At 61.8% G+C, this 25,844-nt stretch carries 21 protein-coding genes and 4 tRNA genes; 5 read left to right on the top strand and 20 right to left on the bottom strand.

Translation table 11 applies throughout. From position 1 onward, the window contains the following. Window positions 1–28: 28 nt before the first annotated feature. Window positions 29–1,114: a GDP-mannose 4,6-dehydratase gene (gene gmd, locus R2J76_RS01290; protein WP_316413969.1), complete on the bottom strand. Its 1,086-nt coding sequence runs from the start codon at window positions 1,112–1,114 to the stop codon at window positions 29–31. A gap of 413 nt (window positions 1,115–1,527) precedes the next feature. Between gmd and R2J76_RS01285 the strand changes: the two genes are divergently transcribed. The 4 genes from R2J76_RS01285 to R2J76_RS01270 all read left to right on the top strand — a co-directional run bounded on the left by R2J76_RS01285 (window position 1,528) and on the right by R2J76_RS01270 (window position 4,770). After that, window positions 1,528–2,283 carry a glycosyltransferase family 2 protein gene (locus R2J76_RS01285; protein WP_316413968.1) on the top strand — a complete coding sequence of 252 codons (756 nt, stop codon included), beginning with the start codon at window positions 1,528–1,530 and terminating at the stop codon, window positions 2,281–2,283. 161 nt (window positions 2,284–2,444) lie between these two features. Next, entirely contained in the window at window positions 2,445–3,470 is a 1,026-nt protein-coding gene (locus R2J76_RS01280) for a GHMP family kinase ATP-binding protein (RefSeq protein WP_316413967.1), read from the top strand. Beyond that, window positions 3,467–4,039, top strand: coding sequence for a D-sedoheptulose-7-phosphate isomerase (locus tag R2J76_RS01275; protein WP_316413966.1), 573 nt, complete (start codon window positions 3,467–3,469; stop codon window positions 4,037–4,039). Before R2J76_RS01280 ends, R2J76_RS01275 begins: the two co-directional genes overlap by 4 nt. Then, window positions 4,036–4,770: a nucleotidyltransferase family protein gene (locus R2J76_RS01270; protein WP_316413965.1), complete on the top strand. Its 735-nt coding sequence runs from the start codon at window positions 4,036–4,038 to the stop codon at window positions 4,768–4,770. The genes R2J76_RS01275 and R2J76_RS01270 overlap by 4 nt, the downstream gene beginning before the upstream one ends. On the opposite strand, the gene R2J76_RS01265 is transcribed toward R2J76_RS01270, so the two are convergent. The 19 genes from R2J76_RS01265 to R2J76_RS01175 form a co-directional block, all read right to left on the bottom strand. Further along, window positions 4,771–5,826: a hypothetical protein gene (locus R2J76_RS01265; protein WP_316413964.1), complete on the bottom strand. Its 1,056-nt coding sequence runs from the start codon at window positions 5,824–5,826 to the stop codon at window positions 4,771–4,773. A gap of 217 nt (window positions 5,827–6,043) precedes the next feature. After that, the gene (locus R2J76_RS01260) at window positions 6,044–7,258 is read right to left on the bottom strand and encodes a hypothetical protein (RefSeq protein WP_316413963.1); all 1,215 of its coding nucleotides are present in this window, start codon (window positions 7,256–7,258) and stop codon (window positions 6,044–6,046) included. 30 nt (window positions 7,259–7,288) lie between these two features. After that, window positions 7,289–8,197, bottom strand: coding sequence for a GumC domain-containing protein (locus tag R2J76_RS01255; RefSeq protein WP_316413962.1), 909 nt, complete (start codon window positions 8,195–8,197; stop codon window positions 7,289–7,291). A 125-nt stretch (window positions 8,198–8,322) separates the two neighbouring features. Then, complete coding sequence (gene rpoC / locus R2J76_RS01250; RefSeq protein WP_316413961.1) at window positions 8,323–12,561, bottom strand: DNA-directed RNA polymerase subunit beta'; 4,239 nt, start codon at window positions 12,559–12,561, stop codon at window positions 8,323–8,325. Window positions 12,562–12,607: 46 nt separating this feature from the next. Continuing rightward, complete coding sequence (rpoB, locus tag R2J76_RS01245; protein WP_316413960.1) at window positions 12,608–16,999, bottom strand: DNA-directed RNA polymerase subunit beta; 4,392 nt, start codon at window positions 16,997–16,999, stop codon at window positions 12,608–12,610. A gap of 337 nt (window positions 17,000–17,336) precedes the next feature. Next, window positions 17,337–17,717, bottom strand: a complete 381-nt coding sequence (gene rplL, locus R2J76_RS01240) for a 50S ribosomal protein L7/L12 (protein WP_316413959.1) — start codon at window positions 17,715–17,717, stop codon at window positions 17,337–17,339. Between the two features lie 58 nt (window positions 17,718–17,775). Further along, window positions 17,776–18,279, bottom strand: coding sequence for a 50S ribosomal protein L10 (gene rplJ / locus R2J76_RS01235; protein ID WP_316413958.1), 504 nt, complete (start codon window positions 18,277–18,279; stop codon window positions 17,776–17,778). Window positions 18,280–18,288: 9 nt separating this feature from the next. Beyond that, complete coding sequence (rplA, locus tag R2J76_RS01230; protein WP_316413957.1) at window positions 18,289–18,978, bottom strand: 50S ribosomal protein L1; 690 nt, start codon at window positions 18,976–18,978, stop codon at window positions 18,289–18,291. 86 nt (window positions 18,979–19,064) lie between these two features. Further along, a complete protein-coding gene (rplK, locus tag R2J76_RS01225; protein WP_316413956.1) occupies window positions 19,065–19,496 on the bottom strand; it encodes a 50S ribosomal protein L11 in 432 nt (143 codons plus the stop codon). A gap of 63 nt (window positions 19,497–19,559) precedes the next feature. After that, complete coding sequence (gene nusG, locus R2J76_RS01220; protein WP_373432579.1) at window positions 19,560–20,132, bottom strand: transcription termination/antitermination protein NusG; 573 nt, start codon at window positions 20,130–20,132, stop codon at window positions 19,560–19,562. A 73-nt stretch (window positions 20,133–20,205) separates the two neighbouring features. Next, window positions 20,206–20,397: a preprotein translocase subunit SecE gene (gene secE / locus R2J76_RS01215; protein WP_316413954.1), complete on the bottom strand. Its 192-nt coding sequence runs from the start codon at window positions 20,395–20,397 to the stop codon at window positions 20,206–20,208. A 75-nt stretch (window positions 20,398–20,472) separates the two neighbouring features. Beyond that, window positions 20,473–20,548: transfer RNA gene (locus R2J76_RS01210), tRNA-Trp, on the bottom strand. A gap of 53 nt (window positions 20,549–20,601) precedes the next feature. Beyond that, the gene (gene rpmG / locus R2J76_RS01205; RefSeq protein ID WP_306598046.1) at window positions 20,602–20,751 is read right to left on the bottom strand and encodes a 50S ribosomal protein L33; all 150 of its coding nucleotides are present in this window, start codon (window positions 20,749–20,751) and stop codon (window positions 20,602–20,604) included. A gap of 11 nt (window positions 20,752–20,762) precedes the next feature. Next, window positions 20,763–21,956 carry an elongation factor Tu gene (gene tuf, locus R2J76_RS01200; RefSeq protein ID WP_316413953.1) on the bottom strand — a complete coding sequence of 398 codons (1,194 nt, stop codon included), beginning with the start codon at window positions 21,954–21,956 and terminating at the stop codon, window positions 20,763–20,765. A gap of 63 nt (window positions 21,957–22,019) precedes the next feature. Then, window positions 22,020–22,094: transfer RNA gene (locus R2J76_RS01195), tRNA-Thr, on the bottom strand. A gap of 10 nt (window positions 22,095–22,104) precedes the next feature. Continuing rightward, window positions 22,105–22,180: transfer RNA gene (locus R2J76_RS01190), tRNA-Gly, on the bottom strand. A gap of 27 nt (window positions 22,181–22,207) precedes the next feature. After that, window positions 22,208–22,294 (bottom strand) — tRNA-Tyr (locus R2J76_RS01185). 101 nt (window positions 22,295–22,395) lie between these two features. Continuing rightward, a complete protein-coding gene (rlmB, locus tag R2J76_RS01180; RefSeq protein ID WP_316413952.1) occupies window positions 22,396–23,130 on the bottom strand; it encodes a 23S rRNA (guanosine(2251)-2'-O)-methyltransferase RlmB in 735 nt (244 codons plus the stop codon). A gap of 1 nt (window position 23,131) precedes the next feature. Beyond that, on the bottom strand, window positions 23,132–24,481 hold the full coding sequence (locus R2J76_RS01175; RefSeq protein WP_316413951.1) for an OmpP1/FadL family transporter: 1,350 nt from the start codon (window positions 24,479–24,481) through the stop codon (window positions 23,132–23,134). A 146-nt stretch (window positions 24,482–24,627) separates the two neighbouring features. Between R2J76_RS01175 and R2J76_RS01170 the strand changes: the two genes are divergently transcribed. Then, window positions 24,628–25,839 (top strand): MFS transporter, encoded by a 1,212-nt coding sequence (locus R2J76_RS01170; protein WP_316413950.1) that lies wholly within the window; start codon window positions 24,628–24,630, stop codon window positions 25,837–25,839. Window positions 25,840–25,844 lie beyond the last annotated feature (5 nt).

Below are 25,844 nucleotides of genomic sequence, written 5' to 3'. Positions count from 1 at the left end.
CTCCCAAACCATATAACCCCTGGATTACCTATTCGGCTTGCTGAAAAATCTGATAACCGTGCCGCTTGACGAGTTCATCTCGCTCTGCCGCCCGTAGATCCTCCCGGGTCATCTCCTTGACCAGAGTATTGAAATCCGTGGCAGGCACCCAACCCAATTTTTCCCGAGCCTTGGATGCGTCTCCAAGCAGGGAGGCAACTTCTGTCGGGCGGAAGTACCTCGGATCCACCGCCACAACGCACTTGCCGTCCGAGTCGAATCCCTGCTCGTTCTTTCCTTCCCCTCGCCAGGTAATGGCCATGCCCAGCTCCTTCGCCACCGCGTTCACAAAGTCTCGCACGCTGTACTGCATCCCTGTGGCGATGACGAAGTCCTCGGGGCGCTCCTGCTGGAGCATGAGCCACTGCATTTCGACGTAGTCTCGGGCATGGCCCCAATCACGCAGCGCATCCAGGTTTCCAAGATAAAGGCATTCTTGAACGCCCAGTTTGATACGTGACAAACCACGAGTGATCTTCCGGGTCACGAACGTTTCGCCCCGAAGCGGACTCTCGTGGTTGAAAAGAATGCCGTTGCACCCGAAGATGCCATAGGCCTCCCGATAATTCACCGTGATCCAATATGCATAAAGCTTGGCCACGGCGTAAGGCGAGCGCGGATAGAAGGGCGTCGTCTCACGCTGAGGCACTTCCTGGACCAGACCGTACAGCTCGGAAGTGGAAGCCTGGTAAAATCGCGTCTTCTTCGACAACCCAAGCAGGCGAATCGCTTCCAGGATCCGAAGAGCGCCCAGGGCGTCTGAATTGGCAGTATATTCCGGCTCCTCGAATGACACCTGAACATGGCTTTGTGCAGCTAAGTTATATATTTCATCAGGTTGTACGTCCTGGATAATACGGGTAAGACCAGAAGAATCCGTCATATCTCCGTAATGGAGATAAAAGGATCTCCCGGACTCGTGCAAATCGTGAAAAAGATGGTCGATTCTGGCCGTATTGAACGAAGATGACCTTCGCTTGATACCATGTACTTCATAGCCTTTGTTGAGCAGAAATTCTGCCAAGTAGGCTCCATCTTGACCCGTGACTCCCGTAATCAGAGCGACCTTGGCCATAACCAGTACCTCCTCACCTATCGTTTGAAATAATGTCAAGACAATCCAATCTTAGACAGTCAATTCTACACACAACTTCAATACAGGCAATTGGAAAATTTCGCACAGCAACAGGCGTCGTCACTATTTGAAATGAGACCTATATCTCCAGGAACGGTTTCCATTCCGAGAACACCCGTTAACCCGCATCCTGGATCGGCGCCACCCTATGAACCCCGCCTTGAGAATTTCCAGGAAACCCTTATGGAGCTTCGCTGTCGCCAGGGGTCGGGGAATTTGAGACCAGTCCCCCATCCTTCCCCAAATTGTCGAAGTGGCGTTGATTCTTTGGTATGCTTGGAAGAATCAGGCCAGTATCATCCGGCGCGAAGCCCTAAAGGTGCGCCCCTGGTTGGCCAAAGAGGACTCGAAACATGAAAATCAGCGTCATCACGGTCGTATGGAACAACCCGCAGGTGGCGGAGGCCCTGAAATCGATCCTGGAACAGAAAACGTCCCATGAGGTCGAACTGGTGGTCATCGATGGAGGGTCCGCCGAACCCACCCTTGAGGCTATTCGACCATTCCTGCCCAGGATCGCTTATTTCGTGTCAGAACCCGACAAGGGACTCTACGATGCCATGAACAAAGGCATCGCCGCCGCTACGGGGGACATCCTCGGCACACTCAATTCTGATGATGTGCTGGACAATGACGGCGTCCTCCAGCGAATTGCGGAAACGTTTGAAGCAGGCACCTGCGACGCCGTCTTTGGAGACCTAGCCTATGTCGCCTCCGATGACATTAACCGAATCATCAGATACTGGAAGTCTAGCCCTTACAAATTGGGCTCCTTTGAGTCAGGCTGGCTTCCACCCTTCCCGACCTTCTATGCCCGACGAGAAGTCTATGTGAGACTCGGGGGATTCAACACCGAATATCGAATCGCCGCGGACATGGAACTCATGCTTCGCTTCATCGCGATCAACGGAATCCGGACAACTCATATTCCCGGGATTCTCGTTAGAATGCGGATGGGCGGCGCTTCCAACCGGAACCTTGGCAATATTCTGCGGATGAACGGTGAGAATTGGCGTGCCTTCCGGGATCATGGAATCCACGTCAGCCCACTGTATTTTCTCCGAAAATTCACCTCCCGCCTATTTCAGTTTGTAAAACGCCCCAGATGAAACATCTGATACAACCGGATTTTCCGCTACAACAAGCGAGATAATTCCCTTCCCGGAACGAATGCTCCTTTTGGGTGTCTCCTGTTCGCCTAATCCCTTCAGATTTTCCGTAACAATTCATCACCCGTCGGACAACCGACGATTCCCTCAGGAGAAGATGCATGCTGGTTCATTCCCGTGCTCCCCTCAGAATCGGCCTCGCAGGAGGCGGCACGGACGTCAGTCCATACTCAGACCTGTATGGCGGGAGCATCCTAAACGCAACCATCAATCTTTTCGCCACGGCCTCCATTCGTCCTCTCGATGGGAATCGTATCGTCCTCAAGAGCCTCGACCACGGTCTGGTTGAGGAACACGAGAGCAGGGATTTCCTCGCCCCGGAAGGCCCCCTCCAACTCCTGAAGGGCGTCTACAACCGGGTTGTCTCACAGTACGTCAAGCGCCCTCTTGCCTTCGAACTCAGCACCCACGTGGATGCCCCGCCGGGTTCGGGTCTTGGATCTTCATCCACCCTGGTAACGGCACTGGTGGGTGCCTTCGCAGAATGGCTCTCGCTACCTCTTGGAGAGTATGAGATCGCTAGGCTTGCCTATGAGATTGAACGCGAGGACCTCGGCATGGCTGGCGGCAAACAAGATCAGTATGCCGCGACTTTTGGCGGGTTCAATTTCATGGAGTTCTATGGAAACGACAAGGTCATCGTAAACCCGCTCCGACTTAAGGACTCGCGGATTCTCCAATTGGAGAACAACTTGCTGCTCTTCTATACGGGAGCGAGTCGCCTTTCATCCACCATCATTGAGAAACAGAGCCGCAACGCCCTCGATAAAAAGGCCACCGCGATCGAAGCGATGCACAAATTGAAAACCCAAGCGGTCGAAATGAAGGAAGCCCTTCTCTTGGGCAGACTTGCTGACCTGGGTAGAATCCTGGATTTTGGTTGGCAGTCAAAAAAGAAGATGGCGGATGGGATCACAAACCCTGCCATCGACAAAATTTACGAAACGGCCATCCAGGCTGGAGCGACCGGAGGTAAGCTGTCCGGCGCCGGTGGCGGCGGCCATATGATCTTCTACTGCCCAGACAATGCCTGGCATGCAGTCTCCAGAGCACTCTCACCTGAACTCGGAACCGTCTGCCGCTTCCAGTTCACCAACACTGGCCTCATTACCTGGGAGGAAGCATGACCCGCATTAATGATGTGTTTGCCGAATCCGCAGCTAATGCCGAAAAGCTCCGCCGAAATGTCGAACTGCATTCTTGCATGGGAAAGGCCGTCGAGGCCATGATCACGGCCTTCCGATCGGGCGGTAGGGTTCTATTCTGCGGAAACGGTGGCAGTGCAGCCGACGCCCAGCATCTTGCCGCCGAATTTTCCGGACGGTTCTATTTTGACCGCCCCCCTTTGGACTCTGAAGCGCTTCACGTAAACACCTCCTTCCTAACGGCCGTTGCCAATGACTATGACTACAACGTCACCTACGCAAGACTTGTTCTGGCGAAAGGACGCCCAGGCGATGTCCTCGTAGGCATCACCACGTCCGGAAACTCGAAAAACATCCTCGCCGCTTTTGAAAAGGCCAAAGAAGTCGGCATGGTCACAGTCGGAATGACTGGGGAAGGAGGGGGCAAGCTCAAAGGACTTTCAGACATACTCCTTGAGGTCCCCTCCAACGACACACCACGTATTCAGGAAGGCCACATCCTTATCGGGCACATCCTCTGCGAACTCGTTGAAAAGGGCCTCTTCGCATGAACACGGCTTCAACGGCCATCGTCTTGGCAGGTGGGTTCGGGACCCGGCTTCGGGCCGTCGTATCAGACCTCCCAAAGCCCCTTGCGCCCATCCGCGGTATTCCATTCCTGAAGCATCTCCTGAGCCAAATTGCCAGCCAGGGTATCCGGAATGCCGTGCTCTCCGTGGGTTACCTCGGGGAAAAGATTGAGAAAGACCTTGGATACTCCTTTGGCCCACTGAGCCTATCCTACGTCCACGAGGATCGCCCCTTAGGGACCGGCGGTGCGGTTCGATTTGCCTTGGCTACCCTTCCCCCAACCCCAGGGCCGGTGTTCGTAATGAACGGGGATTCATACTTCCCCATTCCGCTTCACGATCTAGCCCAGGATTTTCTGGGCCACCAAGGGGCTCTAGCCTGCCTGGCCTTGAAACGTATGAGTCCGGCTGACCGATACGGGACCGTGGAACTTGGCCCCGATGGACGCATTTACTCCTTCCGGGAAAAGACGGCCCTCGAGGAGGGCCTCATCAACGGAGGCATCTACGTCCTATCAAGAGACTTCCTTCAGGTTACCCCGGCAGACCGCCCCTTCTCCTTGGAAACCGATGTCTTCGCACCCCGCTGCCCACAAGGGTCGCTTTTTGGTCGGGAATTTGATGCCCCGTTCATTGATATCGGCATCCCTGAGGATTACCGCCATGCCCAAGACATGATTCCGCTCCTCCCAGGAGAGCGCCCAACGAGTTGATCACATTCCCATCTTCGTTTTCGGCTTAGCGAGGCCGAGAAGATGAAACAAGCCGATCAATTCGATTGCAACAAGTGCAGTCGCAAATATCCGCAATCCCAGATGCAACGCCAGTGGGACGAGGAAAAGGATATAAAGAACAACGCTTACGGCGAGCGTAGACCTTGCCAAAAGGGCTACTTCGTCACGAATGATTATCAATTTATAAAGAAAATAAAGCAGGATTGCAGAAACCAGGAGGATCACGTTTGCTCCTATTAATTGGAGCCGGAGAGAGCCAAAGGCGACCAAAATAGCTGGCAGGGCCGCGGTGGACACGAGTAACACAAGAGCACGCCGACGTTGACGGTGAATGAAGCCCAGGAACCATTCCGGTTTTTCCGAGACAGCCTTGAGCACAACCGGTGCCGCCATCATCATCACCGCATAAACATAGTAACAACTTCGGTTCCCCAGGAGCGGAAGCCTCCCCATTCCCTCTGATGCCTTCAGAAGATGAAAATTGCCCCCATAGAAGAGGGCAAACGGGGTGGAGGAAACCGTGAATCGGAGCAGGGTCTTGAAATCGATGCTCTTTCTCCATTCAAACCGAATCCCGCCGGCAATGAGCACGATCGTCCACCCAAGGATGACGAGACTAACCACCGCGCACGCATACATCCGGTCAAGCCGAAAATGCAGGAGGAAAAGCGCAGCCGATATCGCCGAAACGCCGCCCGCAAAGGCTCGCGCAAAAAAGTACTGTTTTCTGGCATAGAACACTCCCGTCGGATACGCCAGAAGCAAATTTCCCGCTGCGACGAGAGCCCAAATACGGCCTTCTGCTTGGAATCCCATCGCAAGTGCAAAGGTGGCCGAAAATAGCACATTGAATACCAGATCCAGGACTGAGACACGAATGTGGCTGCCTTTTGTGGCCAACAACTTGGTCATTATGTAGTCGCTAGGCACCATGGAGGCGAGGGTCGCCATATTGAAACCAGCAAAAAAGACAACCACTTCTCCGGGCGCATGGATGAGCAAGGCAACACTATCGCGCGCAAGGGTGGCCCCCACCGAGACGGCCGATCCGAGGTAAGCACGGAAGAGTTCCAGGATGAAAGCCCAGCGCGAAGACCCCAAATTAGTGAGGGTTGCCGGGGTCTTTTGGGCTGATGACCTACTCAAAACAACTCCCATGGATTGGCAAAATCGTTGAATTATCCCTGACCGTTCACCAAGTCCCCTAGAATTCCCTTGGCCAATGATTCAGCCAATTCTCTCCAGGCGGTCATCACGGCAATGAGGCTGCAGGCGCCTCCGGCGCCGTTGAAGAGTTCCGACGCTGAAAGGCCATCAAACCAAAAACGACCCAGCATGACACGTCATATTTGGGCAAGAGGAAGAGCATTGCGAACAAGAGCAACGCCACGTATAGAATTGTCGAGAATTCCCGCGACTTCCCAATGAGTCTCCTTCCGAGAAAGAAGAAGACGCTGAGAGATAGCAGTAATCCAAAGCTCGCTGCAAAGCAGGCAAAATATGAATAAACGTTCTGGAGCCACGTAAAGACGGGACTGATCTCACTTGCCTGGGCCATGATCCGCTCCCTAACCCCTGGTGTGAGACTGGGTAGCAAGTACCCGGTAAAATTTGCCACAATCGCGAGATCCGGGATCGACCGCCAGGACCCAAGAGCAGTTGTTATGTTAAATATGGAAAAGGCATTAAAACTTGATTCGGCAACTAATAACCGGTCGAAGAATAACAGAGAGGCGGGGAAAACAAAGGATGCACCCGCAAGGATCAATTGTAGGGGAGAAAACAGGCGGAAGAAGAAAAATGCAACCACAAGACCACAGGTGAGGCTCCGGGAAAGGGCTAAAGTGGAGATCATCAGCACCAACCAACGTACCTTTGCGCGCTCGACGCCTACGTCATTTGAAAGGCGCACGTATAGATCACAAAGGGCGCCATACAAAAGGAGCGGTCCGGCCATAACGGAAGGTTCCGTAAAAAAAGCACAGCCTTTACCTTCCGCCAGACCCGAAATATTCGGGAACAGGCCTAATATCAGAGAGTTCACAGAAAAGAGATCCACCACCTGGACTGCCTGAATGAAGATCACCAAGCCCAAGATCAAGCTCATCGCCTGGAAAACCCAGCCGATCAGGGCTCGAAAATAGTCCTGATCATATGAAAGTCGAGAAATGCGATAGAAGACTAAAAAGCTCGAAATTGAACAAGCCCAAAGGTAGCTTAAGTAATCATCCTTGGCAACTAGAAACACCAGCACTGGTATTGCCATACCAGCCAGCGAAATCCCCGGGAATAGGAATAGGATCAAAACGGTGCGGGCCAAATCACCAAAAGGGAAGGGGAATGGGAAAAACAGAAGCGGAAAGCTCAGAGAGATCAGAACCGCGAGCCAACGCAACTTATCCAGGACGAGTAGAGTTCCTCCGTCTTCAACCTGGATTTCCTGGAAGGTCTTCGCCCCAGCGATCATGTCAGCTTTCCAAGCCCGGGTTTTCCTTTTCTAAATCAAATTCTTGTTTGATTTGAGGAAGGCGATGAGTTCAGACCGACTCCTCCAACCCCACATTGAAAGAAAGACAAGGATTCCGGCGGCCAGCGTGAAAAGTGAACGAGCTGGCCCACTCTTCAGGACGGGTAGGTTCGGTTTGTCCATCACATTGACAATCGGCAGGTCGTTCTTCTCCTCAAGAAGGGCTTGCTCCCTATTCATTGCCAAGGAATAAAGCATTTGTTGTCTAAATTTCAATTCACCTTCCAGCTTGGCGCCATGTAAGCGAACGTACGGATCCGGGCTGGAAGACCAGTTTCGATTCGTAGAGAGGAACTGCTCCATGGCAGTCTGCGCTGCGTTCGTTTCCTTCTCGGCATCGACCAGGCGCCCTGCCAGGTAGGCAGCTTTCAGGCCACCTCGGGTTTGGTTCTTCTCAAGGACAAATCGACCCAGGATTTCCAATGATCGTGCCGCCACGGCCTGCGACAGGTCCGGAGAATGGGTTTCTACCGTTATGACAAGTATCTTGGATTTTAGGTCTCGGTCTGCGGCTAGGGTCTTTCTGACTCGCTTAAGAGCGCGGTCCAGGTTCTTCTCGCCTAGGTACTCCTGAAGGGTCATTTCCTTTGGGCCCGCAGTCTGAAACATAAAGCGGGCCTCATGAAAATTGAACCGAGTTTCCAAAAGCTGCTGAAGAAGCGTACGACTCTGGAGAATCTCGACAAAGTTCGCATCTGATCCCTCTCCAGGCACCGAGAAGCCAGCCGCATTCACAGCAGCGGCCAGCGCTCCTAGCCCCCCACCCGCGACTTTACTCTCTGCCGGAAGGATCCGGGCCTGGGACGTATAGCTGTTGGGTACGGTAAGCGTCAGTAGTGCAACCGCCACCATTGTTACCAGTGCGGCCTTGGCAGGCACGACTAGTCCTCTGATTCTGGCGCTTGAGAACACCATCATCCTCCGGTGATTTCCTGGAGCCGTTCCAATTCAGGAGAATATTGGGAAAAGGTACTTGCTGTTCCAGTCGAGGAATGGGGAGAGGATCAAAGATCCTCTCCCTCCACTTCGCTCATTCCCTGCAGCTCTTCCACATGCTGCGCCATCCGGCTGTACTCGTCGTCGAAGTCGTCAATGCCCAGGTTGTCCGTGTCGGACACTTCGGGGTACTGGCCTTCTTCTGTTTCGAGGTTGCGGTAGAGGGCCATGCCGGTGCCGGCGGGGATGAGGCGGCCCAGGATGACGTTCTCCTTCAGGCCGCGGAGGTAGTCCACGCGGCCTTCCAGGGCGGCCTCGGTGAGGACGCGGGTGGTCTCCTGGAACGATGCGGCGGAGATGAAGGACTCGGAGGTGAGGGCGGCCTTGGTGATGCCCAGGAGCTGGGGCTCGCAGGTGGCGGGGGCGCCGCTGTCCTTGAGGGCCTGCTCGTTGATCTCCTTGAAGCGGTGCTTGTCCACCTTCTCGTCGACGATGAGCGGGGTGTCGCCCACGTCGGTGATCTGCACCCAGCGCATCATCTGGCGGATGATGGTCTCGATGTGCTTGTCGTTGATCGTCACGCCCTGGGCCCGGTAGACCTCCTGGACCTCGTTGAGCAGGAAGGCCTGGAGGGCCTTGTCGCCCTGGATCTCCAGGATGTCGTGGGGGCTGACGGCGCCCTCGGTGAGCTTTTCGCCCGCCTGGATTTCGTCGCCGTCCTGCACCTGGATGTGCTTGCCGCGGGGGATGAGGTACTCCTCACGGTCGCCCTGCTCGTTCTCCACGATGACCTTCTGGTTGCCGCGGACGCGGTTGCCGTACTTGACCAGGCCCGTAACCTTGCTGATGATGGCGGGGTCCTTGGGCTTGCGGCCTTCGAAGAGCTCGGTGACGCGGGGCAGACCGCCGGTGATGTCGGAGGTCTTGGCCTGCTGCCGGGGGGTCTTGGCCAGCACGTCGCCGGGCAGGATCTCCTGGCCGTCCTCCACTTCCACGTAGGCGCCGGTGGGGATGTTGTAGCGCTGGAGGACCTTGTGGTTGTCCCCCTTGACGTTGATGTGGGGATGGAGCTTGTCGTCGGTGGGATCGATGACGCGCTTGCGGAAGCGGCCGGTGATCTGGTCCTTCTCTTCCTGGTAGCTGGAGTTCAGGTCGAATTCCTTGAAGTCGGCGACGCCGGCCTTCTCGGAAATGAGGTAGTCGTTGTAGGGGTCCCACTCGGCGAGTACCGTCTTGGGTTCCACCTCTTCGCCGTCACGGACGCGGATGATGGCGCCGGGGGCGATCTTGTAGCGCTCACGCTCGTTGCCGCTGGCGTCCACCACGAGGATGTTGCCGGAACGGCTGATGGCGATGAGCTCGCTGCCGGCGTCGGAATCGGCCGAGGCGGCCTTCTCCACGTACTTGATGCCGTCGAGCTTCACGATGCCCGCGATCTGGGCCTCGTGAGTGGACTTCTCGGAGGTGCGGCTGGCGGCGCCGCCCACGTGGAAGGTTCGCATGGTCAGCTGGGTGCCGGGCTCGCCGATGGACTGGGCGGCGATGACGCCCACGGCCTCGCCCAGGTCCACCATGCGGCCCGTGGACAGGTTCAGGCCGTAGCACATGGCGCAGACGCCGCGGCGGGCTTCGCAGGTGAGCACGGAGCGGATCTTCACGGCGACGATGCCGGAGGTCTCGATGTGGAAGGCCAGCTCCTCCGTGAGGAGGGTGCCGGCCGGCACGATGACCTGCTTGGAGTAGGGATCCACCACGTCGTCCAGCACCACGCGGCCCATGATGCGGTCGCGCAGGCGGCTTCGGATGGTGCCGTCGCTGTTGACGATGGCCCGCACCTCGATGCCGTCCAGGGTGCCGCAGTCGTCCTCGTTGATGATCACGTCCTGGGCCACGTCCACCAGCTTGCGGGTGAGGTAGCCGGAGTCGGCGGTCTTGAGGGCGGTGTCGGCCAGGCCCTTGCGGGCGCCGTGGGTGGAGGTGAAGTACTGGAGAACCGAGAGGCCTTCCTTGAAGTTGGAGGTGATGGGCGTCTCGATGATGTCGCCGGAGGGCTTGGCCATGAGGCCGCGCATGCCGGCCACCTGGCGGATCTGGGTCTTGGATCCGCGGGCGCCGGAGTCGGCCATGATGTAGATGGAATTGAGGAATTCGCCGGTCTCGTTGCGCTTCTCCAGTTCCTTCATCATGTCCGTGGCGACCTGCTCGGAGGTCTGGCCCCAGATCTCGAGGATCTTGTTGTAGCGGGTGGCCGCGTCCAGCTTGCCCTCGTGGTAGTACTCGTGCTCGACGCCGCGGACCTGCTCATTGGCTTCCTTGAGCAGCTTGCCCTTGGTGCCGGGCACCACGATGTCGTCGATGCCCACGGAGACGCCGGCCTTCATGGCCCACAGGAAGCCCACATCCTTCATGGCGTCCAGGAGCTTGATGGTCAGTTCGGGGCCGTTGAGCTTGTAGGCGCGGTTCACCAGGGACAGCAGGCCTTCCTTCTTCAGGAGGGCGTTGATGAAGGGCAGGCCCTCGGGCATGGAGCGGTTGAAGATGACCCGGCCCACGGTGGTGGTGATGAGCTCGCGCTTCACTTCAAAGCTGGGGCATTCGAAGATCTCCTGCTCGGAGTGCTTCTTGGGATCCTTCTTGTGCCAGGCCTCGGCGTCCACCACCTCGCCGGTGTAGCGCAGCTGGATGATGGCGTGGGTGTCGACCACCTTGGCCTCGTGGGCGGCCAGCACCTCGTTGATGGTGCCGAAGACCATGCCCTGGCCCTTGCGGTTCTGCCGCTTCTTGGTCAGGTAGTAGCCGCCCAGCACGATGTCCTGGGAGGGCACCACGTTGGGGCGGCCGTTGGCGGGGTTCAGGATGTTCTGGGTGGACATCATGAGGACCCGGGCCTCGATCTGGGCCATGGGGGACAGGGGGACGTGGACGGCCATCTGGTCGCCGTCGAAGTCGGCGTTGAAGGCGGTGCACACCAGGGGATGCAGGCGGATGGCCTTGCCTTCCACCAGCACCGGCTGGAAGGCCTGGATGCCCAGGCGGTGGAGCGTGGGAGCGCGGTTCAGGAGCACGGGGTGGTTCTGGATGACCTCATCCAGCACGTCCCACACTTCCGGCACGCCCTGCTCGACCATTTCCTTGGCCTGGCGGATGGTGGCCGCGTGGCCCTTGTGCTCCAGGCGGTTGAAGATGAAGGGCTTGAAGAGCTCCAGGGCCATCTTCTTGGGGAGGCCGCACTGGTGGAGCTTGAGGTCGGGACCCACCACGATGACCGAACGGCCGGAGTAGTCCACGCGCTTGCCCAGCAGGTTCTGCCGGAACCGGCCCTGCTTGCCCTTGAGGGCGTCGGACAGGGACTTGAGGGGGCGGTTGCTGACGCCGCGCAGGAGGCGGCCGCGCTTGCCGTTCTCGAAGAGGGCGTCCACGGCCTCCTGCAGCATGCGCTTCTCGTTGCGCACGATGACTTCGGGGGCCCGGAGCTCCAGGAGCTTCTTGAGGCGGTTGTTGCGGTTGATGACGCGCCGGTAGAGGTCGTTCAGGTCGGAGGTGGCGAAGCGGCCGCCGTCCAGGGGAACCAGGGGGCGCAGCTCGGGGGGCAGGACCGGGACCACGTCCAGGATCATCCACTCAGGCTTGTTGCCGGAGCGCTTGAAGGCCTCGGTCACCTTGAGGCGCTTGGCGATCTTCACGCGCTTCTGGGTGGAGGTCTCCTGCTTCATGAGGTGGCGCAGCTCGATGGCCAGCGCCTCCACGTCCACGTGGCGGAGCAGCTCCTTGATGGCCTCGGCGCCCATCTGGGCCCGGAAGCCCTCGCCGTACTCGGCCTTGTATTCCCGGTACTTCTCCTCGGCCAGGATCTCCCGGGCCTTGAGGGGCGTGTTGCCGGGATCGGTGACGGCGTAGGCCTCGAAGTACAGCACCCGCTCCAGGTCCTTGAGGGGGATGTCCAGCAGGTAGCCGATGCGGCTGGGGACGCCCTTGAAGAACCACACGTGGCTCACGGGGGAGGCCAGGGCGATGTGGCCCATGCGCTCGCGGCGCACGGCCTTCTTGGTGACCTCGACGCCGCACTTGTCGCAGATGACGCCCTTGAACTTCTGGCGCTTGTACTTGCCGCACAGGCATTCCCAGTCGTTCACGGGCCCGAAGATGCGGGCGCAGAAGAGGCCGTCGCGCTCGGGCTTGAGGGAGCGGTAGTTGATGGTCTCGGGCTTGGTGACCTCCCCGCGGGACCAGGACCGGATCACGTCCGCGGACGCGAGGGTGACCCGGATGCATTCATAGGCGTTGATGTTCTGCTGCTCGGGAAACATTTCAGACCTCTCTAAATCGTTGTGGATTCACCAGAATGTCGCGACCTTAACCCTCGATGGAGAACGCGGGTTCTTCGACGTCCTGGAGAGGTTCGAGTTCCTCCCGGGTCAGCATCGCCACATCGATGCACAGGGCGTTGAGCTCCTTCTTGACCACGTTGAAGCTCTCGGGGAGACCGGGATCCTTGATGGTCTCGCCCTTGATGATGGCCTGGTAGATCTGGGTGCGTCCGTGCATGTCGTCGGACTTGTAGGTGAGGAGCTCCTGCAGCACGTGGGCCGCGCCGTAGGCCTCCAGGGCCCACACTTCCATCTCGCCGAAGCGCTGGCCGCCGAACTGGGCCTTGCCGCCCAGGGGCTGCTGGGTGATGAGGGAGTAGGGTCCAATGCTCCGGGCATGGATCTTGTTGTCCACGAGGTGGTGCAGCTTGAGCATGTAGACGCAGCCGACGTTCACGGGCTGCTCGTAGGCCTCGCCGGTCATGCCGTCGTAGAGCTTGGTCTTGCCGGTGACGTCGGGGCCCTTCTGGTCGTTCTTCTCCCAGGCCTTGACGAGCCACTCCTTGATGTCGCTTTCGCGGGCGCCGTCGAAGACCGGGGTGGTGAAGTGCACGCCCAGGACCTTGCCGGCCCAGCCGAGGTGGCACTCGAGCACCTGACCGATGTTCATGCGGGAGGGCACGCCCAGGGGGTTGAGCACGATGTCCACGGGCTTGCCGTCGGGCAGGTAGGGCATGTCCTCCACGGGGAGGATGCGGCTGACCACGCCCTTGTTGCCGTGGCGGCCGGCCATCTTGTCACCCACCTGCAGCTTGCGCTTGACGGCCACGTAGCACTTGACGGTCTTGAGCACGCCGGGCATGAGCTCGTCGCCCTTGACCAGGCGGTCGATGCGCTCGTTGAGGATGTCCCGCAGGACGCGGAGCTGGCTCTCGGTCTTGTCGAGGATGTCCAGCACCTGGGCTTCCAGGCGCTCCTTGCCGGCGGCGACGGTCACCTGGCGGAAGCGGTGGTAGGGCACGGCCTCCAGCATGTTCTGGGTGAGCTTCTTGCCCTTGGGGAGCAGTTCCTTGCCCTTGTCGTCGGTGAGGGGCTCGGCCAGCTCCTTGTTCTTCAGGAGGGCGACGATCTTCTTCTTGGCCTCGGCGCGGATGATCCGCTCCTCGTCCTCGAGGTCCCGCTCCCACTTGCTGATCTGCTCGCGCTCGATCTGCTGGGTGCGGAGGTCCTTCTCCTGGCCCTTGCGGGTGAAGACCTTCACGTCCACCACGGTGCCCTCGATGCCGGGTCCCACCGTGAGGCTGGCGTCCTTCACGTCGCTGGCCTTCTCGCCGAAGATGGCGCGCAGCAGCTTCTCTTCGGGGCTGAGGATGGTCTCGCCCTTGGGGGTGACCTTGCCCACCAGGATATCGCCGTGGCGGACCGTGGCGCCGATGCGGATGATGCCGCTCTCGTCCAGGTTCTTGAGCATCTCCTCGCGCACCTGGGGGATGTCCCGGGTGATCTCTTCGGGGCCCAGCTTGGTATCGCGGGCGTGGACCTCGAATTCCTCGATGTGGATGGTCGTGTAGAGGTCTTCCTTGACGATGCGCTCGCTGATGAGGATGGCGTCCTCGAAGTTGTAGCCGCGCCAGGGCATGTAGGCGACCACCAGGTTGCGGCCCAGGGCCAGCTCGCCGTGCTCGCAGCAGGGGCCGTCGGCCAGGATCTGGCCGGAGGCGACGTACTCGCCCTTCTTCACCAGGGGCACCTGGTTGAGGCAGGTGTTCTGGTTGGACCGGGCGTACTTGATGAGCGTGTAGATGTCCACGCCGCTCTCCTCGCCCTCGGTGTCGGGGTCGTCCTCCACCCGCACCACGATGCGGTTGGCGTCCACCGTCTCCACGATGCCGGAGCGGCGGCAGAGCACGCAGGCGCCGGAGTCGCGGGCGGCGTAGTATTCCATGCCGGTGCCCACGATGGGGGCCTCGGTGCGGACCAGCGGCACGGCCTGGCGCTGCATGTTGGCGCCCATGAGCGCCCGGTTGGCGTCGTCGTTCTCGAGGAAGGGGATGAGGCTGGCGGCCACGGACACGAGCTGCTTGGGGCTCACGTCCATGAGGGTGACCTTGTCGCGCTCCACGGTCTTGGTTTCGTCGGCGACGCGGGCCACCACGAACTCGTCCAGGATGTTGCCCTCCTTGTCCACGGGCACGTTGGCCTGCGCGATGGTGTGGGCGTCCTCCTCCCAGGCGGAGAGGTACCAGGCGTGCATCTCGGACTTGGCGGGGCGCTTGCCGGCCTTCTCAAGCTTGGCGTTCTCGGCCTCCAGCTCGTCCAGGGGCACAACCTGCATGTAGCCGAACTTGCTGTCGCCCACGCTGGTGACCTTGGCGTAGTTCACGATGCGGCCGTTCTCCACCTTGAGGTAGGGGCTCTCGATGAAGCCGAACTCGTTGATGCGGGCGTAGCAGGAGAGGCTGGAGATGAGGCCGATGTTCGGGCCTTCCGGGGTCTCGATGGGGCAGATGCGGCCGTAGTGGGAGGTGTGCACGTCGCGCACCTCGAAGCCCGCGCGGTCGCGGCTGAGGCCGCCCGGTCCGAGGGCCGACAGGCGGCGCTTGTGGGTGATCTCCGACAGGGGGTTGGTCTGGTCCATGAACTGGGACAGCTGGCTGGACCCGAAGAACTCCTTCATGGCCGCGATGACGGGCTTGGAGTTGATGAGGTCGTGGGGCTGCAGGGGGCTGTTGGGATCCTGGGCCATGGAGAACTTCTCCTTGATGGCCCGCTGCACGCGGACCAGGCCCACGCGGAAGCAGTTCTCCAGCAGTTCGCCCACGCTGCGGACGCGGCGGTTGCCCAGGTGGTCGATGTCGTCCTTCTTCACGGGCGCCACTTCATCCACGCGGTCGGACCGGGTGGTGTCGTACTTCTTGAGGCGCAGGAGGTAGTGGACGGTGGCGACGAAGTCCTCGGTGGACAGGGTGCGGGCCTCCAGCTCCGTGGTCAGGCCCAGCTTGGCGTTCATCTTGTGGCGGCCCACCTTGGAGAGGTCGTACTTCTGGCCGTCGAAGAACATGGAGTAGAGGAGCTTCTTGCTGGATTCCAGGGTGGCGGGTTCGCCGGGCCGGATCTTCTTGAAGAGCTCCTTGGCGGCCTCTTCGCTATCCTCGGTGTGGTCCTTGGAGAGGGTCTCGGTGAAGACCTTGCCGGTGGCGTCGTTCTCGGGGAAGCACACCGCGAACTCGTCGACGTTGTTGGCCAGGAACATCTCGAGGTGCGTCTGCACGAAGGCGTCGTTGGCCTCCAGCAGCACCTCGCCGGTGTTCATGTTGACCACGTCCTCCAGCAGCACGGCGCCGTCCAGCATGCCGCGCTCCACGGCCACCTGCTGGACGCCGGCCTTGACCATGGCTTCCAGGAGGCGCCGGCTCACGGCCTTGCCCTTGGGAACGATGATCTCCTTGTCCTTGGGATTCTTGATGTCCTCCATCGCCTTCTGGCCGATGAGGAGTTCGCTGGGCTGAAGGTAGACGGCGGCGCCCTTCAGGGTGAAGCGCTGCGCCGTGTAGAAGTGGGCCAGCATGGACTGGTTGTCCGCGAGGCGCTCGTCGAAGAGGCCCAGGGCGCGGAGGAAGGTGGAGCCCAGGAACTTGCGCTTGCGGTCGATGCGGGCGTAGAGCAGGCCCTTGGTGTCCAGCTCGAATTCGATCCAGCTGCCGCGGTAGGGGATCACCTGGGCGCTGTAGAGGGCCTTGTCGTTGCTGATGGCGAAAAATACCCCAGGGCTGCGGTGCAGCTGGGAGACGATGACGCGCTCGGTGCCGTTGATGACGAAGGTGCCGCGGTCGGTCATGGTCGGGAGGTCGCCGAAGTAGACCTCGGACTCCTGGCTCTGCTTGTAGCGGCGGTTGCCCTTCTCATCCTTGTCGAACTGGTTGAGGCGCACGCGGATCTTCAGGGGCGAGGCCATGGTGGCGCCGCGCTCCACGCACTCCTCCATGCGCATCTTCTGGTGCAGGCCCACGGGCTCGCTGCACACGTCGCAGATCTTCGCCTGGTTCTTGTTGCGGGTGCCGCACTTGGGGCAGTCCACCGTGGGGTCCTTGGGGTGGTCCGTCACGATGTGGTGGCCGCAACTCTTGCAGGTGGTGCGCAGGTGCTCGAGGCCTTCGTTCTTGCCGCACTTGCAGGCCCAGTGGCCCACGGTGTAGTCCACGAACTCCACCTCGAGGCTCGCGTCGCTGCCGTCGGGGTTCTTGCCGTTGTGCACGGGGAACATGGATTCGAAGACGGCCTTGAGGCCGCGGCCCTCCCGCTCCGTGTGGAGCAGGTTCATCTGCAGGAATTCGTCGTAGCTGCGCTTCTGGATGTCGATCAGGTTCGGGATGGGAACCAGGGAGCGGATTTTCGAGAACTGCACACGCTGGCGGTAGATGTTCTGTTGAACGCTCATGGTTCACTCCGGGAGACACCCGCGCAGGCCTTGGGGGACTGCAGGGAAAACGTGGAGAGGTCGGACGGAAACGATCGATCCGGGCGCACCGGATTCGCGGCCAGCGACGGACCTGGGGTCAGCCACCCGCCGTCACCGGCGGAAGCTGACCCGAAGGATCGCGATGTTCTGGCACACGGAAAATGAGGCAACCGGGGCCCTTTGTGGTGGCTGGGATCGAAATGCCCGGACGTGGGTCCGGGGGCAAGAAATAAGCATACCACTTTTTCACAAACCACAAAGCGCAAGGTGTACAAAGACACCTCGCGCTTTGGATTCGACGCGGCCGGTCGGCTTTTTACTTGATCGCGACCTTGGCGCCGGCGGCTTCGAGCTTTTCCTTGATCTTGGCGGCTTCGTCCTTGGACACGCCTTCCTTGACGACCTTGGGGGCGCCGTCGACCATGTCCTTGGCTTCCTTGAGGCCCAGGCCGGCCACGATTTCGCGGACCGCCTTGATGACGTTCAGCTTCTGGGCGCCAGCCTCGACGAGTTCGACGTTGAACTCGGTCTGCTCCTCGGCGGGAGCGGCCGCGGCGGCACCGCCGCCGGCGGCGGGGGCCGCGACAGCGGCGGCGGAAACGCCGAAGCGCTCCTCGAGGGCCTTGACCAGGTTGGCCAGGTCGAGGACGGTCATGGTTTCGATTTCCTTGATCAACATATCAGCGGTGAGAGCCATGTAGTTCTCCTCTCGAATGATTGGTTTCGGGGTGGGTGGAGACGGGGGGGTCGCGGGCCTATTCGGCGGCGGGGGCCACGTCTTCCTTCTGCTTGCGGATCGCCTCCAGAGCCACTGCGATGCCGGAGATGGGGTACATCATGAGGTAGAGCAGCTTGCCGATGAGGACGTCGCGGGAGGGGAGTTCGGCGATCTGCTTGAACTCCGCCATGCTGACGGCCTTTCCGTCAAGGATGGCGCCCTTGAGGTTGGCGGCCGGATTGTCCTTGAGGAAGTTGTTGACGGCCTTGGCCAGGGCGACCACGTCGTTTTCCGTGGTGGCGACGGCGGTGGCGCCCTTGAAGTGCTCGGACAGGCTTTCGAACTGGGATTCCTTCACCGCCAGCTTGAGCAGCGTGTTCTTGGAAACCCGGTACTGGGCGTGGCTCTCCCGGATGGACTTCCGGAAGGAGGTGTCCTTGACGACGGTAAGGCCCTTGAACCCGAGGACGACCGCGGACTTGGCCGTGGTGAACGTCCCCTTGAGCTGGGCCACTTCGGTGCGTTTCTGTTCGCGTTCCATGGTCCGCTCCTACTTTTCCACAACGTGGCTGACGGAGACGCTGGGGCCCATCGTGGAAGCCATGTGGATGGCCTTCACATACTTGCCCTTAGCGGCGGACGGCTTGGCCTTGTGGACGGCGTCGATGAGGGCCTTGGCATTCTCGATGAGCTTTTCGACTCCGAACGAGATCTTGCCGACGCCGGCATGGATGATGCCGGTCTTGTCAACGCGATACTCGACCTTGCCGGCCTTGATCTCCTTGACGGCCTTGGCCACGTCGAAGGTCACGGTGCCCGTCTTGGGGTTGGGCATGAGGCCGCGGGGGCCCAGCACCTTTCCGAGACGGCCGACGCCCTTCATCATGTCCGGCGTGGCGACGAGGGCGTCGAATTCCAGGAAACCACCCGCGATGCGCTCCACGAGATCGTCCCCGCCCACGATATCCGCACCGGCGGCCTCCGCGTCCTTGATCTTTTCGCCCGTGGCGATGACGGCTACCCGCATGGCCTTGCCCGTGCCGTGGGGCAGGACAATGGTGCCACGGACCATCTGGTCCGCGTGCCGGGGGTCGACGCCGAGCCTCATGTGCACTTCCACGGTCTCATCGAACTTGGCGAACGCCAGGTTCGTGATCACGCCAAGGGCCTCGCTGAGGTCGTAGGGGCGATCTTCGATCTTGGAGGCGGCGGCCTGGTACTTCTTTCCAGGTTTTGCCATTTTAACTCCTGTTCAAAAGATCTTCCGCGATGACGGTCGCGGTTGCCGGGTTTCCCGCACGATGCGGGCCTCCGTTGGAATCGGTCCTACTTGATGACTTCCACGCCCATGGAGCGCGCGGAGCCCGCGATGGAGCGCATGGCGGCCTCGAGGCTGCCGGCGTTGAGATCGGGCATCTTGATCTTGGCGATCTCCTCCAGCTGGGCCTGGGTGATCTTGCCCACCTTGGTCTTGTTGGGGACGGCGCTGCCCTTTTCCAGGCCGAGCTTCTTCTTGATGAGCACGGCGGCGGGGGGGGTCTTGAGGATGAAGCTGAAGCTGCGGTCGCCGTAGACGGTGATGACGACGGGCAGGATCGTGCCCTTCTCCACCTGGGTGACGGACTTGGCGTTGAACTGCTTCACGAACTCCATGATGTTCACGCCGTGCTGGCCCAGGGCGGGACCCACGGGGGGCGCCGGGGTGGCTTCGCCGGCGGGAAGCTGCAGCTTGATGTATCCGGTTACCTTCTTGGCCATGTCTTGTTCTCCCGCGACGGATTCCGGCGCATGCCGGCGACTGTCGCCTTGTAGGGCGGGAAGCTAGCGCTTCTCCACCTGGATGAAGTCGAGCTCCACGGGGGTGCTGCGACCGAACACCGTCACCATCACCTTGATGGTGGAGCGCTCTTCGTGGATTTCCTCCACATCCCCTTCGAAGTTGGCGAACGGGCCGTCTATGATACGGACCTTTTCGCCCTTTTCAAAGTGGTATTTGGGTTTGGGCTTCTCCTGGGTCTCCTCGGTGTGGTTCATGATCTGCCGCACCTCGTCGTCCGTGAGGGGCGTGGGGCGCTTCTTGTTGGCGCCCACGAAGCTGGTGACCTTGGGGGTGTTGCGGACGAGGTGCCAATCGGCATCCTCCATCTCGTAGTTCGCACCCTTCTTGGTGACCGCGATCTGAACCAGCAGGTAGCCGGGGAAGGACTTGCGCTTTTTCAGCACCCGCTCCTTCCGCCCCGACTTGGCGTCGACCTTCATCTCCTCGTAGGTCTCCTCGGGGATCTGGATGTCGCCGAAGTGCTCATCCCGTTCTTCCATCTTGATGCGCTGGCGGAGACTCTCCATCACCTTGGCCTCGTAGCCGGAGTAGGTGTGGATGATGAACCAGGCCATCTTCCGTTCGTTGGTGGGGGGTGCCAAGGTTTCTCCGGGCATACCCAGCAGATCGGTCATCGGGTCCTCCGGACTAGTGGTGAGGGAGGATGAACGCCATCCCCCAGGAGATGGCCTTGTCGCACGCCCACAGGAACAGGCCCACGAAGGCCGAGACGAACACCACCGAATAGGCGGCGCTCAGCACTTTCGGCTTTCCGGGCCAATCAACGCGCTTGAGCTCCGCGAGAAGCTCCTTGGCTTGATGCTTGATGGCTGAAATCAACGGGATCTCCCGGCTATCAAAGGGCGAATTTTATGCAATTGGCCCCAGCTGTCGTGGGCTGGGGCCGAGCAAGAATGGCAGGGGAGACAGGTTTCGAACCCGCGACCTGCGGATTTGGAGTCCGCTGCTCTACCAGCTGAGCTACTCCCCTATGGGCTTCCAAGGAAGCAGGACCCCGCCGGAGCGGGGTCCCTTCGACCCTTCCTACTTGCCTTCCCGGTGGAGCTTGTGGCCCCCGCAGGAACGGCAGTGCTTCTTGAACTCGAGCTTGCCCGTGGTGGTGCGCTTGTTCTTGGTGGTGGTGTAGTTCTTGCGCTTGCACTCGGTGCAGAGGAGCTGAACGATGTCACGCATGGCGTGTTCCTTTAGTGGATGACTTCGTCGACCCGGCCGGAGCCGACGGTGCGGCCGCCTTCACGGATGGCGAACTTGAGGCCCTTTTCCATGGCGATGGGAACGATCAGCTCGACGGTCAGGGTGACGTTGTCACCGGGCATGACCATTTCGCGGCCCGCTTCCAGCTCGATGGAACCCGTCACGTCCGTGGTGCGGAAGTAGAACTGGGGGCGATACTTGTTGAAGAAGGGGGTGTGGCGGCCACCCTCGTCCTTGCCCAGGACGTAGACGGCGGCGGTGAACTTGGTGTGGGGGGTGATGGAACCGGGCTTGGCCAGAACCATGCCGCGCTCCACGTCCTTGCGCTCCACGCCGCGGAGCAGGATGCCCGCGTTGTCGCCGGCCTGACCCTGGTCCAGGGACTTCTTGAACATCTCGACGCCGGTGACGACCTTCTTGACGGTGTCGCGCAGGCCGATGATCTCGATCTCCTCGCCCACCTTCACGACGCCCGCTTCGATGCGGCCGGTGACCACGGTGCCGCGGCCGGTGATGGTGAACACGTCCTCGACGGGCATGATGAAGGGCTTGTCGACGGGACGGGCGGGATCGGGGATGTAGGAGTCGACGGCTTCCATGAGCTCATAGATGCACTTGACTTCGGGGGCGTTGACGTTGGTGGCGTTCTCCATGGCCAGCTTCGCCGAGCCGCGGATGATGGGGATATCGTCGCCGGGGAAGCCGTAGGAGGTGAGCAGCTCGCGCAGCTCCATCTCCACCAGGTCGCTCAGCTCGGGATCGGCGATGTCGATCTTGTTCATGAAGACGACGATGTAGGGCACGCCGACCTGACGGGCAAGCAGGATGTGCTCGCGGGTCTGGGGCATGGGGCCGTCCGTGGCGGCCACCACCAGGATGGCGCCGTCCATCTGGGCCGCGCCCGTGATCATGTTCTTGATGTAGTCCGCGTGGCCGGGGCAGTCCACGTGGGCGTAGTGCCGGCGGGGGGTCTGGTACTCGACGTGGGCGGTGTTGATCGTGATCCCGCGGGCCTTCTCTTCAGGGGCGGAGTCGATCTGCTCGTAGGACTTGGCCGTGCCGCCCTGCGTGACGGACAGCAGGGTCGCGATGGCGGCCGTCAGCGTGGTCTTGCCGTGGTCCACGTGGCCGATGGTGCCGATGTTGACGTGAGGCTTTGAGCGATCGAATTTCTCTTTGGCCACAGGTGCCTCCTGGAGGTGGTGGGGATTGTGAAGTTGCTGAGTTGGGTGGTGCGCGGTGAAAAGTGGAGCCCACAGGCGGGATTGAACCGCCGACCTCGTCCTTACCAAGGACGCGCTCTGCCACTGAGCTATGTGGGCCATGCTTTTCTGGAGCGGGAAACGGGGTTCGAACCCGCGACATTCAGCTTGGAAGGCTGACGCTCTACCAACTGAGCTATTCCCGCAAAACAACCAGTCTTCCGCGAAAGAACTGGTGCCTAGAGAAGGATTCGAACCTCCGTAGGGCGGAGCCCGGCAGATTTACAGTCTGCTGCCATTAACCACTCGGCCATCTAGGCAATGTCAAAGGATCCCTGTTTCGGCGCTCTGTGAGGCAAAGCTTTCCTGACAGGGAACTGCAAAGATAACACGCCCGCAGGAGGGGCACAACAAAAAAGATTCACCGGGGGACCGCTCCGCGCTGGGCCAGGACCCGGAAAAGCATGACGGCCGCGGCGCTTGAAACATTCAGGCTTTCGATTCCCCCCGGCATGCCGATGGCCAGGAGGCCGTCGCAGTGCTCCTGGATCTTCTGGTGGAGCCCCTCCCCTTCGGATCCCAGGACCAGGACGGTGGCGCGGTCGAACTTCTCCGCCAGGTAGTCGCCGCTGCGAGGGCCCGCGGCCAGGCCGTAGACCCAGGCCCCGGCCTCCTTGAGGTCCTCCAGGGCCCGGGCGAGGTTCACCACCCGGATCAGGGGGACGCGGCCCACGGTGCCCGCGCTGGCGCGCACCACGGTCTCGTTCACCTGGGCGGCGCGGCGCTCGGGGAAGACCACCCCGTCCACGCCGGCTCCCGCCGCGGAGCGCAGGATGGCGCCGAAATTGTGCGGGTCGGTGACGCCGTCCAGGGCCAGCACCAGGGCGGAGGAGCCCTTCTCCCGCACCCGCTGGGCCAGTTCGGCCAGGGTGCCCAGGACGATGGCCTCCCCTTCGCCCAGGACGCCCTGGTGGCGCTGGCCCTGGGCCCGGCGGTCCAGGCTGTCCATGGGTTCGCGGTGGATGACGACGCCCTGCTCCCGCGCGTCGGAACGCAGCTTGGCGCAGCGCTCCCAGGCGGTGGGGGCGATGCGCAGGGTCTGGAGCTCGCCGCGGGACAGCGCCTCCTCGCAGGCGTGGGGGCCCAGGAATCGCATGCTAGAAGGCCTTCTTGTATCCGATGGACCAGAGGTGGCCCATGCCCTCCACCCGGGTGAGGGTGCCGGTGGTGGTGGGGACGCCGCCGGTGCCCCAGCGGAAGTCGAGGTTCTTCACTTCGCGGTCCTGGCTCTGGCGGATCTGCCAGCCGAGGTTCACCTCGCCCTTGAGCACCTTCCAGCCGAGGCCCGCGGAGAAGGCCGCGGTGCGGGATCCGCCCAGGACGGGCTCCACCGTGGGATCCTTGCGCAGGCCCGGGTCGGAGGAGAGGCCGAGGCGGCCCGTGAGGTTCTTGGTGAAGGTCACCTCGCCGGCGAGGCTGATGCCGAAGCCGCTGTGCACCTCCCCGGGGAAGCCCGACCCGCTCACCGTCCCGGTGGGACCGGTGACGGTGGCGTAGCCGGGCAGCTTCAGGCTGCCGCCCAGGACGTAGCGCAGGTCGGCCTCCCAGGTGAAGGTCTGGGTCATGCGCTGGCGGACGCCCAGGGTGAAGCGGCCGGGAAGCGTGATGTCCCCGGAGCCCGGGGTGACGGTGAGGATCCCCTGCAGGGTCTGGGCGGCGGGCACGGCGATGGCGTTGGGGTCCCCGAAGCCGCTCTTGCCCACCAGGGCCCGGTGGCTGTCGTCCAGGCGCGCCTTCACGGGCAGGGTCCCGGTGATGGAGCCCTGGTACGCCCCGGCGATGGTCCATCGGGGATTCATGGCCCACCGGAAGCCGAGGGCGTAGCTGGGGAGGTTCTTGGAGCCCTCCTGCAGGGCGTTGAGCTCCAGGAGGCCCTGCACGGGGTTGGCGGTGCCGACGGGGGCCAGGGGGTTGCCCGGCACCTCCACCCGCACGGAATTCGTGAAGGAATACTTCACGTGCGTCATGCCCAGGCTGGCCCCGAAGGAGAGGCCGGGGGTGAGGGCGTACGAGAGCTGGATCTCCGCGCGGCGGGTGGTGAGATCCATGCCCTGGGCCTCGAACCGGCCGGTGTACACGCTGGGCAGTTCGGCATGGCGCATGAAAGGATTATCAAATTTCAGCCCCAGGTAGAGGTTGGGCTTGAGCTTCCAGGCGGCCCCCAGGGCGGGCAGGAACCGGTTCCGGTCCGTGCTGTACTGCACGCTGGAATTGGCCTGGAGGGTGGCCTGGGAGGACTGCAGTTCCATGCCCGCGGCCAGGAAGGCGCTGGCGTCCTCCCGCAGGGTGACCAGGAGGGCGGGGTTCAGGGCCGCGGCCTCCAGGCTCTGGCCGAAGGCGACCCCCGCTCCGCCCCGGGCGATGCCCACGGGGTCGGAAGCCGGCACCCAGAGGGTCTGGGCCGCCAGGGGCGTCCCCAGGCCCGCCAGGAGCCCGAGCGCGCCCAATCCGATCCTCAACGTCGTCCTCGCCATACCCAAACCTCCCACATGGTGTCCATGTCAACGAAGTGGCGCAGACGACCCATAAGTTCAACAACGAACCTTCAGGATGGCCTGAAGACCGCCCAAGACCAAGAGGCTATTCTCTCCCCATGGCCCCGCCGGAACCATCCTCCCCTTCCCTTAGCATTTCCACCCGGCTGGGCTGGGTGGCCTTCCTCAACGACTGCGCGGGGGAGGTGCTGGCCCGGATGCTGCCCCTCTACCTGACGGTGGCCCTGGGCTCTTCCCCCGCCCTGGTGGGCGTGGTGGAGGGGGTGGCCGAGAGCGCGGCGGTGTTCCTGAAGGGCGTCAGCGGGTGGCTTTCGGACCGCATGCCCAGCCGCAAGGGGTTCGTGGTGGGGGGCTACGCCCTGAGCGTCGCGGCCCGGGCCCTGTACCTGCTCACCTTCACCCCGGCACTGGTGGGGCTGAGCCGGGTGCTGGAGCGGGTGGGAAAGGGCCTGCGGGCGGCCCCCCGGGACGCCATGATCGCCGACGCCGCTGCGGCCGGGCGGTCCGGACGGGATTTCGGGGTCACCCGCTTCCTGGACACCCTCGGCGCCATGGCCGGCATCGCCCTGGCCCTGGCCGCGGGGGTGGGCCGGGGACCCATGACGGCCCAGACCTTCCGCACCTGCGTGTGGCTGGCCCTGCCCCTGGGCCTGGCCACGGTGGCCCTGCTGGTGGTGTGGGTCCCCCGGATCCCCCGGGCCACCACCTCCTCCCGTCGCCTCTCCTGGCACGTGCCCCGGGAGGCCCGGGGCTACCTGGCCCTGGTCTTCCTGTTCGCCCTGGCCAATTCCAGCGACGCCTTCCTGGTGCTGCGGGCCCGGCAGGCGGGGTTCTCCATCCGGGAGATCCTCGGGGTCTTCCTGCTCTTCAACCTGCTCGCGGCCTCCCTGGCCCTGCCCGTGGGCCGGCTCTCGGACCGGTACGGCCGGGTGCCCTTCCTGGCCATGGGCTGGGCGGTGTACGCCGCCGCCTACGCGGTGATGGGCACCGCCACCTCCCCCGCGCCCTTCGCGGCGGCCCTCCTGGGCTACGGCGCGTTTTACGGCTTCACGGAGGGGGTGGAGAAGGCCCTCCTGGCGGACCTGCTTCCGGCCGCGTCCCGGGGCACGGGTTTCGGGGCGCTGCAGTCGGTGCTGGGCCTGGGGGCCCTGGTGTCCAGCCCGCTCATGGGCCTCCTCATGGCCCGGGCCGGGGCCCGGGTGGCCTTCGGGGTGGAGGCCGCCCTGGCCCTGGCGGCCATGGCGGGGCTCCTGGCGTGGAACGCCGTACAGCGGAAAGCCCCCCGCGGGGGGCTTTCCGGGGGGCGGTGAAGGAC

Origin of the sequence: Mesoterricola silvestris, assembly GCF_030295405.1 — a bacterium.
GTDB classification, from domain to species: Bacteria; Acidobacteriota; Holophagae; order Holophagales; family Holophagaceae; genus Mesoterricola; species Mesoterricola silvestris.
Note: the sequence above shows the minus strand (reverse complement) of the source record. Positions and strands in the feature narration are given on the sequence as shown.

What these genes read in the sequence shown, in the direction of transcription:
- R2J76_RS01260 (WP_316413963.1), bottom strand. Translation starts at nt 7,258, where the DNA reads ATGATCGCTGGGGCGAAGACCTTCCAGGAAATCCAGGTTGAAGACGGA.
- R2J76_RS01270 (WP_316413965.1), top strand. Translation starts at nt 4,036, where the DNA reads ATGAACACGGCTTCAACGGCCATCGTCTTGGCAGGTGGGTTCGGGACC.
- R2J76_RS01170 (WP_316413950.1), top strand. Translation starts at nt 24,628, where the DNA reads ATGGCCCCGCCGGAACCATCCTCCCCTTCCCTTAGCATTTCCACCCGG.
- rpoB (WP_316413960.1), bottom strand. Translation starts at nt 16,999, where the DNA reads ATGAGCGTTCAACAGAACATCTACCGCCAGCGTGTGCAGTTCTCGAAA.
- rpoC (WP_316413961.1), bottom strand. Translation starts at nt 12,561, where the DNA reads ATGTTTCCCGAGCAGCAGAACATCAACGCCTATGAATGCATCCGGGTC.
- gmd (WP_316413969.1), bottom strand. Translation starts at nt 1,114, where the DNA reads ATGGCCAAGGTCGCTCTGATTACGGGAGTCACGGGTCAAGATGGAGCC.
- nusG (WP_373432579.1), bottom strand. Translation starts at nt 20,132, where the DNA reads ATGGCCTGGTTCATCATCCACACCTACTCCGGCTACGAGGCCAAGGTG.
- R2J76_RS01285 (WP_316413968.1), top strand. Translation starts at nt 1,528, where the DNA reads ATGAAAATCAGCGTCATCACGGTCGTATGGAACAACCCGCAGGTGGCG.
- rpmG (WP_306598046.1), bottom strand. Translation starts at nt 20,751, where the DNA reads ATGCGTGACATCGTTCAGCTCCTCTGCACCGAGTGCAAGCGCAAGAAC.
- rplL (WP_316413959.1), bottom strand. Translation starts at nt 17,717, where the DNA reads ATGGCTCTCACCGCTGATATGTTGATCAAGGAAATCGAAACCATGACC.
- R2J76_RS01275 (WP_316413966.1), top strand. Translation starts at nt 3,467, where the DNA reads ATGACCCGCATTAATGATGTGTTTGCCGAATCCGCAGCTAATGCCGAA.
- rplA (WP_316413957.1), bottom strand. Translation starts at nt 18,978, where the DNA reads ATGGCAAAACCTGGAAAGAAGTACCAGGCCGCCGCCTCCAAGATCGAA.
- rplK (WP_316413956.1), bottom strand. Translation starts at nt 19,496, where the DNA reads ATGGCCAAGAAGGTAACCGGATACATCAAGCTGCAGCTTCCCGCCGGC.
- R2J76_RS01280 (WP_316413967.1), top strand. Translation starts at nt 2,445, where the DNA reads ATGCTGGTTCATTCCCGTGCTCCCCTCAGAATCGGCCTCGCAGGAGGC.
- rlmB (WP_316413952.1), bottom strand. Translation starts at nt 23,130, where the DNA reads ATGCGATTCCTGGGCCCCCACGCCTGCGAGGAGGCGCTGTCCCGCGGC.
- rplJ (WP_316413958.1), bottom strand. Translation starts at nt 18,279, where the DNA reads ATGGAACGCGAACAGAAACGCACCGAAGTGGCCCAGCTCAAGGGGACG.